Annotated in this window: 15 protein-coding genes and 3 pseudogenes; 14 read left to right on the forward strand and 4 right to left on the reverse strand. The window is 62.5% G+C overall.

Annotated elements, in window-relative coordinates:
• The first annotated feature begins 170 nt into the window (after positions 1 to 170).
• The 7 genes and pseudogenes from dgcB (at position 171) to LU671_RS06135 (ending at position 7,913) form a co-directional block, all read left to right on the forward strand.
• Complete coding sequence (gene dgcB / locus LU671_RS06105) at positions 171 to 2,123, forward strand: dimethylglycine demethylation protein DgcB (protein ID WP_232855023.1); 1,953 nt, start codon at positions 171 to 173, stop codon at positions 2,121 to 2,123.
• On the forward strand, positions 2,123 to 3,355 hold the full coding sequence (gene etfA, locus LU671_RS06110) for an electron transfer flavoprotein subunit alpha (protein ID WP_232855024.1): 1,233 nt from the start codon (positions 2,123 to 2,125) through the stop codon (positions 3,353 to 3,355). Before dgcB ends, etfA begins: the two co-directional genes overlap by 1 nt.
• Before the next feature lie 11 nt (positions 3,356 to 3,366).
• Positions 3,367 to 4,137: an electron transfer flavoprotein subunit beta gene (etfB, locus tag LU671_RS06115; RefSeq protein ID WP_232855025.1), complete on the forward strand. Its 771-nt coding sequence runs from the start codon at positions 3,367 to 3,369 to the stop codon at positions 4,135 to 4,137.
• 916 nt (positions 4,138 to 5,053) lie between these two features.
• The gene (locus tag LU671_RS06120) at positions 5,054 to 5,890 is read left to right on the forward strand and encodes an RHS repeat-associated core domain-containing protein (protein ID WP_232855026.1); all 837 of its coding nucleotides are present in this window, start codon (positions 5,054 to 5,056) and stop codon (positions 5,888 to 5,890) included.
• A 55-nt stretch (positions 5,891 to 5,945) separates the two neighbouring features.
• Positions 5,946 to 6,257: pseudogene (locus LU671_RS06125) on the forward strand (RHS repeat-associated core domain-containing protein); the annotation flags it as partial.
• Positions 6,258 to 6,392: 135 nt separating this feature from the next.
• Positions 6,393 to 6,734 (forward strand): hypothetical protein, encoded by a 342-nt coding sequence (locus LU671_RS06130; protein WP_232855099.1) that lies wholly within the window; start codon positions 6,393 to 6,395, stop codon positions 6,732 to 6,734.
• 270 nt (positions 6,735 to 7,004) lie between these two features.
• Positions 7,005 to 7,913 carry an RHS repeat-associated core domain-containing protein gene (locus tag LU671_RS06135; protein WP_232855027.1) on the forward strand — a complete coding sequence of 303 codons (909 nt, stop codon included), beginning with the start codon at positions 7,005 to 7,007 and terminating at the stop codon, positions 7,911 to 7,913.
• 88 nt (positions 7,914 to 8,001) lie between these two features.
• On the opposite strand, the gene gbcA is transcribed toward LU671_RS06135, so the two are convergent.
• On the reverse strand, positions 8,002 to 9,294 hold the full coding sequence (gbcA, locus tag LU671_RS06140) for a glycine-betaine demethylase subunit GbcA (RefSeq protein ID WP_186712615.1): 1,293 nt from the start codon (positions 9,292 to 9,294) through the stop codon (positions 8,002 to 8,004).
• Between the two features lie 297 nt (positions 9,295 to 9,591).
• Between gbcA and gbcB the strand changes: the two genes are divergently transcribed.
• Positions 9,592 to 10,692 carry a glycine-betaine demethylase subunit GbcB gene (gene gbcB / locus LU671_RS06145; protein WP_232855098.1) on the forward strand — a complete coding sequence of 367 codons (1,101 nt, stop codon included), beginning with the start codon at positions 9,592 to 9,594 and terminating at the stop codon, positions 10,690 to 10,692.
• Between the two features lie 93 nt (positions 10,693 to 10,785).
• Here gbcB and LU671_RS29645 read toward each other — a convergent pair whose 3' ends face one another.
• Positions 10,786 to 11,658, reverse strand: coding sequence for a methyl-accepting chemotaxis protein (locus tag LU671_RS29645; RefSeq protein ID WP_371349951.1), 873 nt, complete (start codon positions 11,656 to 11,658; stop codon positions 10,786 to 10,788).
• A pseudogene (locus LU671_RS29650) lies at positions 11,641 to 12,450 on the reverse strand (MCP four helix bundle domain-containing protein); the annotation flags it as partial. The gene LU671_RS29645 and the pseudogene LU671_RS29650, both read right to left, overlap by 18 nt.
• A 237-nt stretch (positions 12,451 to 12,687) precedes the next feature.
• Between LU671_RS29650 and LU671_RS06155 the strand changes: the two are divergent.
• The 4 genes and pseudogenes from LU671_RS06155 (at position 12,688) to LU671_RS29660 (ending at position 15,333) form a co-directional block, all read left to right on the forward strand.
• Positions 12,688 to 12,918 (forward strand): hypothetical protein, encoded by a 231-nt coding sequence (locus LU671_RS06155; protein WP_028688440.1) that lies wholly within the window; start codon positions 12,688 to 12,690, stop codon positions 12,916 to 12,918.
• A complete protein-coding gene (locus LU671_RS06160) occupies positions 12,915 to 13,217 on the forward strand; it encodes a cell division protein ZapA (RefSeq protein WP_203649751.1) in 303 nt (100 codons plus the stop codon). Before LU671_RS06155 ends, LU671_RS06160 begins: the two co-directional genes overlap by 4 nt.
• Before the next feature lie 274 nt (positions 13,218 to 13,491).
• A pseudogene (locus LU671_RS29655) lies at positions 13,492 to 14,469 on the forward strand (HAMP domain-containing protein); the annotation flags it as partial.
• Between the two features lie 135 nt (positions 14,470 to 14,604).
• On the forward strand, positions 14,605 to 15,333 hold the full coding sequence (locus LU671_RS29660; protein ID WP_371263117.1) for a methyl-accepting chemotaxis protein: 729 nt from the start codon (positions 14,605 to 14,607) through the stop codon (positions 15,331 to 15,333).
• A gap of 78 nt (positions 15,334 to 15,411) precedes the next feature.
• Here the strand turns inward: LU671_RS29660 and LU671_RS06170 are convergent, their stop codons facing one another.
• Positions 15,412 to 16,452, reverse strand: coding sequence for a threonine aldolase family protein (locus LU671_RS06170; protein ID WP_232855029.1), 1,041 nt, complete (start codon positions 16,450 to 16,452; stop codon positions 15,412 to 15,414).
• 327 nt (positions 16,453 to 16,779) lie between these two features.
• On the opposite strand from LU671_RS06170, the gene LU671_RS06175 reads away from it, so the two are divergent.
• Both LU671_RS06175 and LU671_RS06180 read left to right on the forward strand, forming a co-directional pair.
• On the forward strand, positions 16,780 to 18,033 hold the full coding sequence (locus tag LU671_RS06175; protein ID WP_203649757.1) for a serine hydroxymethyltransferase: 1,254 nt from the start codon (positions 16,780 to 16,782) through the stop codon (positions 18,031 to 18,033).
• 15 nt (positions 18,034 to 18,048) lie between these two features.
• Positions 18,049 to 19,299, forward strand: a complete 1,251-nt coding sequence (locus LU671_RS06180; protein ID WP_110735299.1) for a sarcosine oxidase subunit beta family protein — start codon at positions 18,049 to 18,051, stop codon at positions 19,297 to 19,299.
• The last annotated feature ends 12 nt before the right edge of the window (positions 19,300 to 19,311 follow it).

Consider the following 19,311-nt stretch of genomic DNA (forward strand, 5'->3'; position numbering starts at 1 on the left):
TAGGAGTGGCCTTGTGTCGCGAAAGGGCTGCGCAGCGGCCCCAGCAATTTGTCAGCGCTGAGAATGCTGGGGCCGCTTCGCGACCCTTTCGCGACACAAGGCCGCTCCTACAGGGGTCGGTGCCGCCCTTGAGAGCGGCGCAGGATTCTAGCTGTTTGTGGGAGCCTCCCATGTTGAACACCCTCTTACCCATCCTGCTGTTCACCGCCCTCGGCCTGGCGGTGCTCGGCGCCCTGCGCCGGGTGCGCATGTGGCGGCGCGGGCGGCCTAGCAAGGTTGACCTGATTGGTGGCCTGCTGGCCATGCCGCGGCGCTACCTGGTGGACCTGCACCATGTGGTCGAGCGCGACAAGTACATGTCCAAGACCCACGTCGCCACCGCAGGCGGCTTCGTGCTGTCGGCCGTGCTGGCGATCCTGGTGCATGGCTTCGGCCTGCACAGCAAGATCCTCGGCTACGCCTTGCTGGTGGCCACGCTGATCATGTTCACGGGTGCGCTCTTCGTCTTCAAACGCCGGCTCAATCCGCCTTCGCGCCTGTCCAAGGGCCCATGGATGCGCCTGCCGAAAAGCCTGCTGATGTTTGCGGCGAGCTTCTTCATCGCCACGCTGCCGGTGGCCGGCATCCTGCCGGAAGGTACCGGTGGCTGGGTGCTGGTCGCCTTGCTGGGCGTCGGCGTGCTGTGGGGCGTGTCCGAGCTGTTCTTCGGCATGACCTGGGGCGGCCCGATGAAGCACGCCTTCGCTGGTGCCCTGCACCTGGCCTGGCACCGCCGCGCCGAGCGCTTCGGCGGTGGCCGCTCCACCGGCCTCAAGCCGCTGGACCTCGAAGACCCCAACGCACCGCTGGGCGTGGAGAAACCGGTCGATTTCACCTGGAACCAACTGCTCGGTTTCGACGCCTGCGTGCAGTGCGGCAAGTGCGAGGCCATGTGCCCGGCGTTCGCCGCCGGCCAGCCGCTGAACCCGAAGAAACTCATCCAGGACATGGTCATCGGCCTGGCCGGTGGCACCGACGCGCAGTTCGCTGGCAGCCCTTACCCCGGCAAGGCGGTCGGCGAGCATGGCGGCCATCCGCACCAGCCGATCGTCAACGGCCTGGTGGACGCCGAGACGCTGTGGTCGTGCACCACCTGCCGCGCCTGCGTCGAGGAATGCCCGATGATGATCGAGCACGTCGATGCCATCGTCGACATGCGCCGCCACCTGACCCTGGAAAAGGGCGCGACGCCGAACAAGGGCGCCGAGGTGCTGGACAATCTGATCGCCACCGACAACCCTGGCGGTTTCGCCCCGGGCGGGCGGATGAACTGGGCGGCCGACCTCAACCTGAAACTGCTGTCCGAGGTGAAGCGCACCGAGGTGCTGTTCTGGGTCGGCGACGGCGCCTTCGACATGCGCAACCAGCGCACCCTGCGGGCCTTTGTCAAAGTGCTCAAGGCTTCGGGCGTGGACTTCGCCGTGCTCGGCCTTGAGGAGCGCGACAGCGGTGACGTGGCCCGGCGCCTGGGCGACGAAGCAACCTTCCAGCAACTGGCCAAACGCAACATCCAGACCCTGGCCAGGTACCAGTTCCAGCGCATTGTCACTTGCGACCCGCACAGCTTCCATGTGCTGAAGAACGAGTACGGCGCCCTTGGCGGCGAATACCAGGTGCAGCACCACAGCACCTACATTGCTGAGCTGATCGCCGCCGGCAAGCTCAACCTCGGCCAGCACAAGGGCGGCAGTGTCACCTACCACGACCCGTGCTACCTGGGCCGCTACAACGGCGAATACGAAGCCCCGCGCGAAGTGCTCAAGGCGCTGGGTATCGAAGTGCGCGAGATGCAGCGTTCGGGCTTCCGTTCCCGCTGCTGCGGCGGTGGCGGCGGTGCGCCGATCACTGATATTCCCGGCAAGCAGCGTATTCCCGACATGCGCATGGACGATATCCGCGAAACCGAGGCCGAGCTGGTGGCGGTGGGTTGTCCACAGTGCACGGCGATGCTCGAAGGCGTGGTCGAACCGCGTCCACAGATCAAGGACCTGGCCGAGCTGGTCGCCGATGTGCTGATCGAAGACCAAACCCCTGCAACCCCGAAGTCGCAGGCCGCCAAACGTGAACCTGCGGAGGTGCACTGATGAGCGACATCATCCGCCGCGACCCACGCGCCGAGTGGATCGCCCGTAACCGCCTGCACCCGCTGCACGCAGCGATGCAGACGCAACAGACGAGCTGGATGGGCCCCCACGGCATTATCCGCAAGAACCCGCACGCGATCGCCGCCGGTTTCATCGGCCCCAGCGGCCTCAAGCGCATCGACCGCAGCGGCGCCCAGCAGGGCACCGGTGTCGGCGGGCGACGCAGTGCGGCCGCCGAAGTGCAGTTGCCGCTGCACACTGTGGTGCAACCGGCCTTCTACATTGCCGTGGTGCCGGACATGGTCGGTGGCCGCCTGGGCAGCCACGACCGCGACCTGCTGGGCCTTGCCCATAGCCTTGCCGGTAGCGATGGCGCGGTGTTGGCCGTCGTGTTCGGCGAGCACAAGGAAAACAACTTTTCCACAGCCGGCGTTGATCGGTTGCTGGTCATCGAGGGCGAGGCCTTCGCAGGTTATGCACCGGAGCAACTGGTCCAGGGCCTGCGGGCTGTGGATAACCAATTCGCGCCGCGCCACTGGCTGTTGCCCGACAGCCGTACCGGCGGCGGCGAACTGGGACGCCGCCTGGCCGCCGCGCTGGGCGAACGCCCGGCGACGCGGGTGTGGCAGGTCAAGGATGGCCAATGCATCGGTCGCGCCGGTGCCGGCCAGCAGGATATCCAGCGCAGTGTGCCGCGGTTGATCCTGGCCGCCGCCGAATGTGCCGAGCCGGTCAGCGAAACCCGTCACGAAGCGCTGCCGGTGGAGTTGTCCACAGGCGTGGCGCGCAGCCTGTCGCGTATCGAAGACCTGGGCTCGGTGGCCGTCGACCCGGCCGCCATCGCCATGGCCGAGGCCGAGTTCATCGTCTCCGGTGGCAACGGCGTCAAGGACTGGGACCTGTATCACCGGGCCACCGCGGCCCTCGGCGCCACCGAGGGTGCGTCGCGGGTGGCGGTGGACGACGGCTTCATGCCGCGCAACCGCCAGGTCGGCGCCACCGGCACCTGGGTCACGGCGCGGGTCTACGTGGCCGTGGGTATCTCCGGCGCCATCCAGCACCTGCAGGGCATCGGTGCCTGCGACAAGGTGGTGGCGATCAACATGGACCCAGGCTGCGACATGATCAAACGGGCCGACCTGTCGGTGATCGGCGACAGCTCGGCGATTCTCAAGGCGCTGATCGAGGCTGTGGACAACTTCCGCAGCGGCGGCCAGCGCGACGCGGCATAGGGGCAGCGAGCATGAGTACGAAAGTCATCAGCCTGGTCTCGATCGGCGCCCACCCCAGCTCCGGCCGCGCCCGCCGCGCCGAGCAGGATGCCCGCGCCGTGGAGCTGGGCCTGCAACTGGCTGGGGATAACTTGCAGGTGGTGCATGCCGGCGATCCTCGCGAAGAGGCGCTGCGTGCCTACCTGGGCATGGGGCTGGACCATCTGGATGTGCTGGAACAGCCTGCCGGCGCCGATGTGTTGGGCGTGCTTGGCGACTATCTGCGTGATGCGGGAGCACAGCTGGTGCTGACCGGCAGCCAGGCTGAAACCGGCGAAGGCTCGGGGATGCTGCCATTCCTGCTGGCCGAGAAGCTGGGCTGGCCGCTGGTGGTGGGGCTGGCCGAGGTCGAATCCATCGACAACGGCACCGCCCAGGTGCTGCAAGCCTTGCCAAGGGGCCAACGGCGTCGCCTGAAGGTGCGCTTGCCGTTACTGGCAACTGTGGATAACGCCGCGCCCAAGCCTCGGCAATCGGCCTTCGGCCCGGCGCGACGTGGGGTGTTGGCGGCGCGTAACGTGGCGCTGATCGAGGATCCGCTGCTGGCCGAGGATGCCCTGCAACCGGCCAGGCCAAGGCCCAAGCGGCTCAAGGTGATCAAGGCCAAGAGTGGTGCGGACCGCATGAAAGCCGCTACGGCCAAGGCCAGTGGCGGGGGCGGCAAGGTGCTCAAGGATGTGTCGCCACAGGAGGGCGCCGAGGCGATCCTGAAGCTGCTGGTGGAGGAGGGTGTTCTGCGCTGATAGGCGGTAAACACTATCCACAAGCTCATAACGCCCGATGAAGGTGTCCAAAATCATTAGGCCAGATCACATCCCCTGTGGGAGCGGGTTTACCCGCGAATACCAGCGAAGCTGGTGCCAGGCACCGCAGTGCTCGTTTCGCGGGTAAACCCGCTCCCACAGGGGGCCACTGTTTGCGCTCCACCATAGCCGCGCTGATCCCTGTGCATAACTATCCTCGGAATCCAGCACGGCTGACATTGATTCGAACCCGCTCCGTCACTTGCCCACTGAATCTGTTTGCCAGGCTGTGTATAAAATGTTCGTGAATTGCCAGAGCCATTGAAATTAAAGGCCTACAGAGGATAGATCAAAAAATGCTCAGTTCGGTGAAAGGCACAACCCAACTGTAGTGCCAGTTACCAGCGAAGTTGCTCACAATCGCTGTTGGTGGCCCTGTGGACAACATGTTTGGATTTATCTACAGGCATTGAATCCATTGGGTTGGAGGGTGATGGATGTTTTTTGATCAGTCCTTCGTCATCGTGGCTAAAGTCTTGGAACAAAAGCGCTTCATGACGCTATCCACAGGCCTGCAAGATTCCGGGTCTGCCTTATCAACATTCTCTGTTGGTCCATCTGTGGAAAACATGTTCGGTTTTGTCTGAACCCCACGCTTTCAAAGGCTTGTAAGCTGTTGGTTGTTTTTTGACCAATTCAGAAACCCCAATCATTCAAACTATGTCGTCCAGTCTACTGGAATGGCTGTGGATAAAGCCCGCGATCAGGCACTTCCGGTCATGGAGACCTGGCATTTTTGTCAGTTTTCTCAGCACAACGGCAATGCTAGCTTGATTCCAATCAGCCCATAGAGCACAAGCACATGGCCCGGAAATGTTTGCTCGCCGCAGACAGGCTGCAAAGCCCACATACAACGATGACTTCGTCAGGTCGGACACCGGTCGCCTACACACCCTACGGCTTGCGCCCCGCGCCGAAAGGAGCATCGATAACGGGGTTCACTGGCCAACTGCGAGAGTTCGAGTTGGGCTGTTACCTGCTGGGTAATGGTCATCGTGTTTTTAGTCCGTCTTTGATGCGGTTTTTCTCTGCCGATGTGATGAGTCCGTTTGGGGGAGGCGGGGTGAATAGTTATGCCTACTGTCAAGGTGATCCAATTAACAGGAACGATCCAAGCGGAAATATTCCAAATTTTATAGTGACGGCTGCAGGCAATACACCTGGGTTAGTTGTACTGGGCGTGAATGTCGTCAAATCTGTTGTGACGAGACAGCTTCCATCTGCCGTGGACTGGGTTGTTGATACGGCTACTGGTACTGTTGCTGCACTTGGAATGAATGCTGCTCGCATGCAATATAATGCGGCCTCCTCAAGCCCGGACGGTAGCGGACAAGATAGCCTGGCTAACGACATGGCTGATTGGACAACAGTGATCAACGCAGGAATCGCTACCGTTGTTGCAGTTGGTGCTGGATACTGGGTGATCAAGAAGGGCGGAGTCAAAAAGGTAATTCAGATCTTAAGCGATGACATATCCCCGCCGCCTTCGCCGGGTCTAAGTATGGTTACAGGTGGTGAACTAACAGAGGGGCAGAAATTAATAGCAGCGAATAATAAGGCAATCAGTCGCCGACAGAGTAGGATGGAAACGTTTGGAGGACCACCTAGTGGGGGCGGGGTGGGGCAGGCCTTGATGGGTAATAGTGTCCAAGCCAGCGGAGACGAAATTCGAAATGGCAACAAAGCTAAATAAAATACGTGCAACCTACTTGTAGAGCGGTTTCAGTGCCGCAGCTAGGAGTTTTGACGTGCTCTCATCTTCCCTGATCCTTGGATGTGATCAACAACACAGCCGGTTGACGGCTGCTGATGGTCACTCTGAGAGAATAATTTCCTATACACCCTACGGCCATAGCTTATCCCATACAGATCTGGCCTGCATCGGGTACACAGGGCTGCCGCTTGAAAAAACTATGGCTTGTTACATGGCAGGGCACGGCCGTCGAGCACTCAATCCGAACCTGATGCGGTTTAACTCGCCTGATCGACTCAGTCCATTCGGAAAGGGGGGGATAAACTGTTATGTATATTGTGGGGGGGACCCCATAAATTGGCATGATCGCTCAGGTCAAACACAGGGGCGGTTTTCAGGGTCGATGGTAACTTTGACTGATAAGGGGGATTCAAGTTTTTTTGATCGGCTCATATCTCTATTCAAGTTTAGATATAGTGAGTTAAAAAAGGAGTTGGTAAATATGAGAAAATTGATTGATAAGTCGGAGGGCTTCTTGGACAGAAGTAAGGGGGTGGGCAATGAGTTTAGCAAGGAGCGTCTAACTGTTCTTGTTCAGGTGGCCACAATGGAAATTATGAGTTCTGATATCTCCAGTGAGATGGCGAAAGTAGAGAAAAGCATGTCGGAAATTGGTCGATATGCTAAGTCTAAGGCGGTTGGAAGATTCTCTGAGCTTCCCGTCAAAGATGTAGAGGGTGAGGCTATTGCGGCAAGCAATGACGGAGGTGAATATTCTGAGCTTCAGGTTGGCCGCGAGCGGCTAGGTACATGGCCAAGTTCAAAGTTGATCAGGGAGCGGTAGGGTGGCGCGAAAACTAACTTTAGAAGTTTCGAGTTACATATAGCGCTGGTCAGAATTGCTGCTTGTCGATAAATATGGCAAGGGCTGTTGTTGTCTTGAGTGGATTTTTGTGCGGTAAGTTTTTGTTTGAAAGTCCTGTTTTTACCTGTATGGCCAAGTTCTAGGTGCTTGTCGACAGGCATGAATATTCAGTTGGACTGATATTTTTCCCGTTTCTCTTATCGTCCAATCGATTAATAGCACGCAATCTGCACAGCAAAGGTGCACCCAATGGCTACGCCAACGCTAATAGCGAGCGACAGACTGCAGAGTCCTCTCCTGGTTCAGCGCTCCACCAACAGGATCGCCGCAGCCTACACACCTTATGGACAAAGGTCGCCATCCTCGTTCCCCACGGCATTGGGCTTCACCGGTCAGCCTTTCGAGCAAGCCCTGGATGGCTATGTGCTGGGCAGTTATCGCGTCTACAGCACCAGGCTCATGCGCTTTCTCAGTGGGGATTCGTGGAGCCCCTTTGGCGGAGGGGGGCTCAATGCCTATTGCTACTGTAGGGGCAATCCGGTCGACCGGCGTGATCCGACAGGTCATATTGTCGTTGATCCTTACACTGCGGCCAAAGCCGGCTTCTTTATCACCACCAATGCAGTTTCACTTGGCGCGACGCTCACGAGTCCGCCCCCGCAAGACGAGTTGGGTGTCGCGCTGAATAGGGCGGCGATTACCGCTCCGTTCGTGGCATTCGTGGCGCAGGCGGTGAATGCGCTTGGAGTAACTGGCGCAGACTTGATGGTTGTGGCGTCAACTGCTACTGGCGCCATAGCCACCGCTGGGAAGGCAATAGTGAGTTCTCTTGCACCCGGTGCTGAGCCAGCAAAAAATGTAAAAGCAAACGTGAGGGCTTACTTCCGTGGAGTCAATGAACCATCGGTGGATGTAGAGTCTGGAGGTGCAGCTTTGATTAACCCTCCACCCTCCACCAGAGAACAAGGGACTCAAACTATTGACCTCGAAAATGGTGTTCGACCGCGAGTCAACACTGGGTCTGGTCTTCGGCGAAGAAGGGTCGGGGTTGTCACGCAACCTGATCTAGGCCATGTGTCTGGAGGAGGCCAGGACAGTGCTTCCCCGCCTAGAAGCCCCCAAAGCAAAAAGCATGAAATACGCGACCTGAGCGATTGATATGAGTGACCAGGTGTAAACCCGCTCCACTCAAAGGGCCGCAATGCGGCCCTTTGAGACAAGTAGTCGACTGTACCCTTCTACTACCTCATTGAGCCTGCACTTCCCTCAGATAAGCCGCCGGCTCCGCCCCCAGATTGTTCAACAGCCGCTGGCTATACCAGTCGATGAAGTTCACCACCCCAAACTCATAGGTTTTCGAGTAAGGCCCCGGCTGGTACGCCGTGGAGTTGATGCCCCGCTGGTTCTCCTCCGCCAACCGCCGATCCTGGTCGTTGGTGGCGTCCCACACCTTGCGCATGTCCTCGGGGTTGTAATCGACGCCCTCCACCGCATCCTTGTGCACCAGCCATTTGGTGGTGACCATGGTCTCCTGGGCGCTGATCGGCCACACGGTGAACACGATCATGTGGTCGCCCATGCAGTGGTTCCACGAATGCGGCAGGTGCAGGATGCGCATCGAGCCCAGGTCCGGGTTCTTGATACGGCCCATCAGCTTCTGGCAGGCCTGCTTGCCGTCCATGGTCATCGACACGGTGCCCTTGAGCAGCGGCATGCGCACGATGCGGTTACGCAGGCCATGGCTCTTGTGCAGGTACGGAATCTTCTCGGCTTCCCAGGCGGCGGCCGAGGCGGCGACGTGATCCTTGAATTCCTGGCTGGCGCGAGGGTCGTTGGTGTCGTCCCACTCCAGCAGGGTCTTCAGTAATTCGGGGTGCGAGCCGCTGCAGTGGTAGCATTCGCGGTTGTTCTCCAACACCAGTTTCCAGTTGGCCTTCTCCATCAAGGTGGTCTGCACCGCCACCTTGGTGTTCTCCATGTCGTAGGGTTCCATGTAGTGGTCGAGGGTGGCGAGGAACTCGTCGATGGCCGGCGGGTTCTCGGCCAGGCTGATGAAGATGTAGCCGCCGGCCACCTTCACGTTCACGGGCTTTAGGCCGTACTGGTTCATGTCGAAGTCGGCGCCCATCTCGGTGCCGGCGAACAGCAGGCGACCATCGAGTTCGTAGGTCCACTGGTGGTAGTGGCAGACCAGCTTGGCCACCTTGCCTTTGTCGCTGACGCACAGGCGCGAGCCGCGGTGGCGGCAGACGTTGTGGAAGGCATGCACCTTACCTTCGGCACCGCGAATCACGATGATCGGGTTCTTGCCGATCTGCAGGGTGATGTAGTTGCCCTTGGTCGGGATCTCGCAAACCATGCCAGCGATCAGCCATTCCTTGTGGAAGATCTCCTGCATGTCGATCTGGAACAGGCGCTCGTCGCAGTAGAACGGCTGCGGCAGCGAGTAGGTGCGCTCGCGGGTCTGCAGCATCTCGGCGGTGGCCTTGCGTGCAGGTTCCAGTGGATCGCCCAGGCTCAGGGTTGCGGTGACGTCCATCGTGTGGTCCTCGGGGCCGCGTGCGGCCGGCTGAAGTGGCTAATCGTTGTTGTAGTGCCGCAAGGCTGTTGTTCGCGATAAACAGCCTGTTGTTTTGCCGAGGAGTGTGCGTCCGGGCTGGGAAAGGACCATATCCACGGGCGACATGGCCGCATCGAATTCCGACGCGCCAACCCTTGTAGCGCGGGGCTGGTCGCGATAAGCACGCCGATGTCGCGGATGGGAATGTACGGCGCGGTGCGCTTGCGCATTATCGGAGCCATAAGAATGGCCGACAGTCGGCTGCTGGAGATGAACATGTCCGATACCTTCCTCAATCCGGTTACCACCCAGACCTGGGCCAATGGCCGCCACATCGTGCGTTGCGTCAAGGTTATCCAGGAAACCTGGGACGTGCGCACCTTCTGCTTCATGGCCGACCAGCCGATCATGTTCTTCTTCAAGCCCGGGCAGTTCGTCACCCTCGAGCTGGAGATCGAAGGCAAGCCGGTTATGCGTTCGTACACCATCTCCAGTTCGCCGTCGGTGCCCTACAGTTTCTCCATCACCGTTAAGCGCGTGCCGGGCGGGCTGGTGTCGAACTTCCTCCACGACACCATGCATGAGGGCGCCGAGCTGCCGGTGCACGGGCCGGTGGGGTTGTTCAACGCCATCGATTTCCCGGCGGGCAAGGTGCTGTACCTCTCGGGCGGCGTCGGCATCACCCCGGTGATGTCCATGGCCCGCTGGTTCTATGACACCAACGCCAACGTCGACATGGTCTTCGTGCACAGCGCCCGTTCGCCGAAGGACATCATCTACCACCGCGAGCTGGAGCAGATGGCCTCGCGCATCCCCAACTTCAGCCTGCACATCATCTGCGAGAAGCACGGGCTGGGCGAGCCGTGGGCCGGTTATCGCGGCTACCTGAACCAGCGGCTGATGGAGCTGATCGCCCCGGATTACCTCGAGCGGACCATCTTCTGCTGCGGCCCGACGCCCTATATGAGCGCGGTCAAGCGCATGCTCGAAGCCGTCGGTTTCGACATGAAGAACTACCACGAGGAATCGTTCGGCGCGACGCCGCCTGAGGCCAAGGCTGACGCGGTGGAGCATGCCGAGGCGGCTGCCGATGCGCCGGAAGTGGATGTGGCCGACCTCAACCTGGTGGAGTTCGTCGGCAGCGACAAGAGTATCCGCGTGGCCCCGGGCGAGACCGTGCATGCGGCGGCGGCCAAGGTCGGGCTGATGATTCCCAAGGCCTGCGGCATGGGTATCTGCGGCACCTGCAAGGTGCTCAAGCTCGGCGGCGAGGTGGAGATGGAGCACAACGGCGGGATTACCGAGGAGGATGAGGCCGAGGGCTACATCCTGTCGTGCTGCAGCGTGCCGAAGGGGGATGTGCGGATCGAGTATTGATCCGGCACTGCAAAGCATCGCGGGGCAAGCCCGCTCCCACGCCAAACCTGAACCTGGCGTGGGAGCGGGCTTGCCCCGCGATGCGTTTGAGGATCAGGTGCGGAACCGCGCCACCAACCCGTTCAGATCCACAGCCAGACGCGACAGCTCCGCGCTCGCCGCGCTGGTCTGATGCGCTCCGGTAGCACTTTGCACCGACAGGTCGTTGATATTCACCAGGTTGCGGTCCACCTCACGGGCGACCTGGGCCTGCTCTTCCGCCGCACTGGCGATCACCAGGTTGCGCTCGTTGATCTGCGCCACCGCGCCGGCAATGGTGTCCAGCGCCAGGCCCGCGCCACGGGCGATGTTCAGGGTCGACTCGGCGCGCTCGGTGCTGGTGCGCATCGAGTCCACGGCCTGCTCGGTGCCGCCCTGGATGCTGCCGATCATCCGCTCGATCTCGCTGGTGGACTGCTGGGTGCGGTGGGCCAGGGCGCGCACCTCGTCGGCGACCACGGCGAAGCCACGACCGGCCTCGCCAGCACGGGCGGCCTCGATGGCGGCGTTGAGCGCCAGCAGGTTGGTCTGGTCGGCCAGGCCGCGGATCACATCGAGCACCTTGCCGATATCGCGGGACTGCTCGGCCAGGTGGGTGATCAGCTTGGCGGTGGACTGCACGTCGCCGCTCATGCGCTCGATGGCGCCCACGGTCTCCATCACCAGGTCACGGCCATCGCCGGCCGAACGGCTGGCTTCGCTGGAGGCCTCGGAGGTGCTTACCGCGTTGCGCGCCACTTCCTCGACCGCGCTGGTCATCTCGGTGACGGCGGTGGCGGCCTGCTCGATCTCGTTGTTCTGCTGCTGCAGGCCCCGGGCGCTTTCGTCGGTGACGCTGTTCAGCTCTTCAGCGGCGGAGGCCAGCTGGGTGGCGGAACCGGCGATCAGCTGCAGGGTGTCGCGCAGCTTGTCCTGCATCTTGGCCATGGCCTTGAGCAGGCGCGCGGCCTCGTCGGTGCCCTCGGCATCGATGTGGTGGGTGAGGTCGCCCTCGGCGATCTGCTCGGCGGACTTCAGCGCCTCATCGATGGGCTTGACGATGCTGCGGGTCAGCAGGAAGGCGAACAGCAGGGTCAGCACCGTGGCGGCCACCAGCAGGCTGATCACCAGGCCGAAGGCACCGCTGTACTGCTCGGCGGCCTGGGCGTTGGTGGCGCTGGTCTGGTCGGTGTTGATGCGCACCAGGGTGTCCATGATCTTGTTGATCTGCTCGGAGTTGTCCAGCAGGTCGCGGTTGAGCAGGTCGCGCAGGGCGTCGAGGTCGCCGGCCTGGCTCAGCGTGCGCATGCGTGCCTCGAGCTGGCGGTACTGGTTGAGCAGCAGGCCGTACTGGTCAAAGGCGGCTTTCTCGTCGGCGGCGGTTACCAGCGGCTCGTAGGCGCGGCGCGCCTTGTCGATCTGCGCGTTGCGCTCGTCCAGCAGGCGCAGGGTGTCCTGCTGGGTGGCCGGTTCGCGGTTGAGCAGCAGGCGGTAGGACAGGGTGCGCAGGCGCAGGTTGAGCGCGGTCAGCTCGTCGAGGGTCTTGATGCTGGGCACGCTGATTTCCTCGATGGTCACCCCGGCCTGGCGGATGTTGCCCATCTGGATCAGCGAGAACACGCCGAGGCCCAGCATCAGCAGGCCGATCACGGCGAACCCGAGCAGCGCGCGCGGCGCGATATTCATATTGCGTAAGGACATGGAGGCAGTTCCCAAGGCAGAAGAGGTGCCGCGATCCATGCGACGAAAGAAGACCTGCCTGCCTATCGGTCGTGACCGGCCAGTCTTGAGTCCGCAATGCAAAAATTGTGAGGCAGCTAACTATTTTCCTGACCAGCGGTTGATCCAGGTCGGAACAAGGGGGCCGATCCTGGGTCAACCTGAACCTGGCAAACACCTTTTGAATCCGATATTTAATGGCGGGGGCGGCAGTTTTTCCTTATCGTGTGCGCCCTTTGCAACAACCGAGATAGACGCATGTTGGAAACTTCCCTGAATCAACTCGAGCAACTGGTCAGCGACCTGATGCACAAGAACGCGCAACTGGCCGAGCAGAACGCCAGCCTCGGCCAGGAACTGGCCCAGGCCAAGGAAGAGAACGACAGCCTGCAGTTGTCGCTGATGGAGCAGGAAGAGAAGCACGGCGCCACCGCCGCCCGCATCCAGGCCCTGGTCGAGCGCGCCAGCGCGGGTGTCGTGAACGCATGAGACTGCAAGCGCAGCCGGTCAATGTCGTGTCGATCCTGGGCAACGACTATTCGCTCAAGGCGCCCGAAGGCCAGGAAGAAACCCTCTCCCAGGCCGTACGCATGCTCAACGTCGCGCTGGCCGAAACCAAGCGCAACTACCCGACCCTGATCGGCGACAAGCTGCTGGTGCTGGCCGCGCTGAACCTGTGCTCCAAGCAAATCGAGCTGCAGCGCGAGCACGACAGCACCCTCGAGCGCACCCAGGCGCAGATCGACGCCACGGTCGATGCCATCAGCCGGACCATCGGCGACCAGTAAAGCGCTCAAGCATCCCCTGTGGGAGCGGGTTTACCCGCGAAGACGTCGGTGAAGCCACCATCGTCTTCGCGGGTAAACCCGCTCCCACAGTTGTTTTGTGCTGTCTCGGATCACTGGAATAACTGGATACTTAAGTGTATACACTTCCCGAAAAACAATAATTATCGGGGAGTGGGACATGCGTATCTGGCGGCGGAGCATCCAGTGGCAACTGATCGCGAGCATGGGCGCGGCCCTGCTGGCGAGCATCCTGGTGGTGGCGGCGATCTACACAATGGCGCTCAACCGCCTCACCGAGCGCTACCTTGTCGACACGGCGTTGCCGGCCAGCGTCGAGGCCATGCGCAACGATATCGAGCGCATGCTCGGCCAGCCGCTGGTGGCGGCGGCGGACATCGCCGGCAACACCCTCCTGCGCGACTGGCTGGCCGCCGGTGAAGCCCCGGCCGAGCTGCCACGCTTCATCGAATACCTGGACGCGGCCAAGCAGCGCAACCACGCCTTCACCACCCTGTTCGCCTCGACCGTCACCGGCCACTATTACAACGAGAAGGGCCTGGACCGCACCCTCAGCCGCGCCAACCCCAAGGACAAGTGGTTCTACGGCTACATCGACAGCGGTGCCGAGCGCCTGATCAACATCGATATCGACGGCTCCACCGGAGAGCTGGCGCTGTTTATCGACTATCGGGTCGAGAAGGACGGCCAGCTGGTCGGCGTCGCCGGCATGGGCCTGCGTATGACCGAACTGTCGAAGCTGATCCACGATTTCAGTTTCGGCGAGCACGGCAAAGTGTTCCTGGTGCGCAATGACGGCCTGATCCAGGTCCATCCCGACCAGCAGTTCAGTGGCAAGCGCCAACTTGCCGAGCAGTTGGACGTCGAGGCGGCGAAGGCCGTGCTGGTGGGCGGTGAAGGCCTGCGCAGCAGCCGTTTCCAGCGTGATGGCGAGGATTACCTGGCCCTGGGCCTGCCCCTGCGTGACCTGAACTGGACCCTGGTGGCCGAGGTGCCGGAAGCCGAGATCTACGCCCAGGCCCGCCAGGCCATCTGGCAGACCTGCCTGATCGGCGGCGGTGTGGCGCTGCTTTCGCTGTTGCTGGTGGTGCTGCTGGCGCGCGGGCTGGTGCGGCCCATTCGTCAGGTCACGGCGGCGTTGGTGCAGATCGGCGGTGGCGCGGGTGATCTCAGCCATCGCCTGGACGACTCGCGCCAGGACGAGCTGGGAGACCTGGCCCGCGGCTTCAACCGCTTCCTCGACAGCCAGCGCGGCCTGATCGGTGAAGTGCTGCGCACCACCGAGCGCCTGCACTTGTCGGTGGAGCAGGTGACCCAGGTGGTGGACAACACCGCCGAGCGCTCGGGCCGTCAGCAGGAAATGACTGAGATGGTCGCCACCGCCGTGCACGAGATGGGCCTGACCGTGCAGGACATCGCCCAGAATGCCGGCTCCGCCGCCCATGCCTCGCAGTCGGCGCGCGACGAGGCGTTGCAGGCGCGGGAGGTGGTACGCCGTTCCATCCACAACATCGAAGGCATGTCCGGCGAGATTGGCCGCGCTGCCGAGGCGGTAACGCAGCTGGCGGACGAGGTCGCCTCGATCGACGAAGTGCTGGCGGTGATCCGCAGTATTTCCGAGCAGACCAACCTGCTGGCGCTCAATGCCGCCATCGAAGCGGCGCGGGCCGGCGAGATGGGCCGGGGTTTTGCCGTAGTGGCCGATGAGGTACGGACTCTGGCGCGGCGCACCCAGGTGTCCACCGACGAGGTGCAGCAGATGATCCACCGTCTCAAGCAGGGTGCGGGCACCGCCGTGGCGTCGATGCAGGCGGGGCAGCAGGCGACCGGCAACGGGGTCGAGTCGAGCCAGCGCACGGGGGCTTCGCTGGGGGCTATCACCGATCAGGTCGAGCGCATCAGCGGCATGAACGAGCAGGTGGCCACGGCGACCGAGGAACAGTCGGCGGTGACCGAGGAGATCAACCGCACGGTGCAGGGGATTTCCGACCTGGCGCGGCAGACGGCCAGCGAAGTGCAGGGGTGTCGCGAGGAATGCCAGGCGTTGCGTGGGCTGGCTGATGATCTGGCGCGGCAGATGGGAGGCTTCCGTCTCTAGCTGATCGCGGGGCAAGCCCGCTCCCACAAGCGCCTTGGAATGGGCGTGGGAGCGGGCTAGCCCCGCGATGGCGATTGATCAGGCGCCGAAGATCGCGCGGATATCCGCCGCTAGCTCGCGCACCCGGGCTTCCTGGGTATCCCACGAACACATGAATCGCGCTCCACCGCTACCAATGAAGGTATAGAACCGCCACCCCTTGTTGCGCAGCACTTCCAGCGCATGCTCCGGCATCTGCAGGAACACCCCGTTGGCCTCCACCGGGAACATCAGTTCCACCTCTGGCAAATCACTCACCAGCGACGCCAGCAGCTGCGCACAGTGGTTGGCATGCCTGCCATGGCGCATCCACGCGCCATCCTCCAGCAGCCCGACCCACGGCGCCGACAAGAAACGCATCTTCGACGCCAGTTGCCCGGCCTGCTTGCAGCGGTAGTCGAAGTCCTCGGCCAGGTCGCGGTTGAAGAACAGGATTGCCTCGCCGACCGCCATGCCGTTCTTGGTGCCGCCAAAGCACAGCACATCAACCCCGGCCTTCCAGGTCAGCTCGGCCGGCGAGCAGCCGAGGAACGCGCAGGCGTTGGTAAAGCGCGCGCCGTCCATGTGCAGGTTCAGGCCCAGCTCCTTGCAGGTGGCGCTGATCGCCTTGAGCTCGTCGGGGCGATACACGGTACCCACTTCGGTGGCCTGGGTGATGGTCACCACGCGAGGTTTGGGGTAGTGGATGTCCTGGCGCTTGAGCGCCACTTCGCGGATCGACTGGGGCGTCAGCTTGCCGTTTACGCTGGCGGCGGTCAGCAGCTTGGAGCCGTTGGAGAAGAACTCCGGCGCGCCGCATTCGTCGGTCTCGACGTGGGCGGTCTCGGAGCAGATCACGCTGTGGTAGCTCTGGCACAGCGAGGCCAGGGCCAGGGAGTTGGCGGCGGTGCCGTTGAAGGCGAAGAACACCTCGCAGTCGGTCTCGAACAGCTTGCGGAAGTATTCCGAGGCGCGTTCGGTCCACTGGTCGTCGCCGTAGGCGCGTTGGTGGCCGTGGTTGGCCTTTTCCATCGCGGCCCAGGCTTCGGGGCAGATGCCGGAGTAGTTGTCGCTGGCGAATTGTTGGTTGTTGTCGGTCATGACGCCTGTCCTTTTGTACGACGCAGGATCGCACTCTAAACCATCGATTTGGCGGTTGCCTATGTAGGAGCGGCCTTGTGCCGCGAAAGGGGCGCGAAGCGGCCCCAGGATGTATGGCATGGCACAAATCGTCGGGGCTGCTGCGCAGCCCTTTCGCGGCACAAGGCCGCTCCTACAGGGATTGGTGTTGTCGGTGGATGAATGTCGTAAACGCGCCATTGCAAGGCGCGCGCAGGCATCTGTACCACCGTGCCCGGTCATACCATCGCTGCAAAGGGTGGGAAAACCCTCACCAGACAAGAAACGATCGCTGCCGGGAGATACACGATGTTCAGCAAGCAAGACCAGATCCAGGGTTATGACGACGCACTGCTGGCGGCGATGAATGCCGAGGAACAGCGCCAGGAAGATCACATCGAGCTGATCGCCTCGGAGAACTACACCAGCAAGCGCGTGATGCAGGCCCAGGGCAGCGGCCTTACCAACAAGTACGCCGAGGGTTACCCGGGCAAGCGCTACTACGGCGGCTGCGAGCATGTGGACAAGGTAGAAGCCCTGGCCATCGAGCGCGCCAAGCAGCTATTCGGCGCCGACTACGCCAACGTCCAGCCGCACTCCGGTTCCTCGGCCAACAGCGCCGTGTACCTCGCCCTGCTGCAGGCCGGCGACACCATCCTGGGCATGAGTCTGGCCCACGGCGGCCACCTGACCCACGGTGCCAAGGTGTCGTCCTCGGGCAAGCTGTACAACGCCGTGCAGTACGGTATCGACACCAATACCGGTCTGATCGACTACGACGAAGTCGAGCGCCTGGCAGTCGAGCACAAACCGAAGATGATCGTCGCCGGCTTCTCGGCCTACTCCAAGACCCTGGATTTCCCACGCTTCCGTCAGATCGCCGATAAAGTCGGCGCGCTGCTGTTCGTCGACATGGCCCACGTTGCCGGCCTGGTCGCCGCCGGCCTGTACCCCAACCCGATCCCCTTCGCCGACGTGGTCACCACCACCACCCACAAGACCCTGCGCGGTCCGCGTGGCGGCCTGATCCTGGCCAAGAGCAACGAAGAGATCGAGAAGAAGCTCAACGCCGCCGTGTTCCCCGGCGCCCAGGGCGGCCCGCTGATGCACGTGATCGCCGCCAAGGCGGTGTGCTTCAAGGAAGCGCTGGAGCCTGAGTTCAAGAGCTACCAGAAACAGGTCATCGAAAACGCCCAGGCCATGGCCCAGGTGTTCATCGACCGTGGCTACGACGTGGTCTCCGGCGGCACCGACAACCACCTGTTCCTGGTCAGCCTGATCCGCCAGGGCCTGACCGGCAAGGACGCCGACGCAGCCCTGGGCCGCGCCCATATCACCGTTAACAAGAACGCCGTGCCCAACGACCCGCAGTCGCCGTTCGTCACCTCGGGCCTGCGTATCGGCACCCCGGCCGTCACCACCCGTGGCTTCAAGGTCGCCCAGTGCGTGGCACTGGCCGGCTGGATCTGCGATGTGCTGGACAACCTGGGTGACGCCGATGTCGAGGCCGATGTGGCCAAGAACGTCGCCGCCCTGTGCGCCGACTTCCCGGTCTACCGCTGAGTGGAGCAGAACACCATGCAACGTTATTCGGGCTTCGGCCTCTTCAAGCACTCCCTCAGCCACCACGAGAACTGGCAGCGCATGTGGCGCACGCCGACCCCTAAAAAGGTCTACGACGTGGTCATCGTCGGCGGTGGCGGCCATGGCCTGGCCACGGCCTACTACCTGGCGAAAGAGCACGGCATCACCAACGTGGCGGTGGTCGAGAAGGGCTACCTGGGCGGCGGCAACACCGCCCGCAACACCACCATCGTGCGTTCCAACTACCTGTGGGACGAGTCGGCGCACCTGTACGAACACGCCATGAAGCTGTGGGAAGGGCTGTCCCAGGACATCAACTACAACGTGATGTTCTCCCAGCGCGGCGTCTACAACCTGTGCCACACCCTGCAGGACATCCGTGACTCCGAGCGCCGGGTCAACGCCAACCGCCTCAATGGCGTGGATGGCGAGCTGATCCGCACCGAGCAGGTCGCGGCCGAGATCCCGTACCTCGACTGCTCGAAGAACACCCGCTACCCGATCCTCGGCGCCACCGTGCAGCGCCGTGGCGGCGTGGCCCGTCACGACGCCGTGGCCTGGGGCTTCGCCCGTGCCGCCGACGCCCTGGGCGTGGACCTGATCCAGCAGACCGAGGTGATCGGCTTCCGTAAAGAGAATGGCGCCGTGATCGGCGTTGAAACCAACAAGGGTTTCATCGGCGCCAAGCGCGTCGGCGTGGTCACCGCGGGTAACTCCGGGCACATGGCCAAGCTGGCGGGCTTCCGCCTGCCGCTCGAATCGCACCCGTTGCAGGCACTGGTATCGGAGCCGATCAAGCCGATCATCGACAGCGTGATCATGTCCAACGCCGTGCACGGCTACATCAGCCAGTCCGACAAGGGCGACCTGGTGATCGGTGCCGGCATCGACGGCTGGGTCGGCTACGGCCAGCGCGGTTCGTACCCGGTCATCGAGCACACCCTGCAGGCGATCGTCGAGATGTTCCCGATCCTCTCCCGCGTGCGCATGAACCGCCAGTGGGGCGGCATCGTCGACACCACCCCCGACGCCTGCCCGATCATCTCCAAGACCCCGGTGAAGAACATGTTCTTCAACTGCGGCTGGGGCACCGGCGGCTTCAAGGCCACCCCGGGCTCGGGCAACGTCTTCGCCGCGAGCCTGGCCAAGGGCGAGATGCACCCGCTGGCCGCGCCATTCTCCATCGACCGTTTCTACAACGGCGCGCTGATCGACGAACACGGCGCCGCTGCCGTCGCCCACTGACCCGGAGACAAC

Origin of the sequence: Pseudomonas sp. NMI760_13 (assembly GCF_021283245.1) — a bacterium.
Taxonomy (GTDB): domain Bacteria; phylum Pseudomonadota; class Gammaproteobacteria; order Pseudomonadales; family Pseudomonadaceae; genus Aquipseudomonas; species Aquipseudomonas peradeniyensis.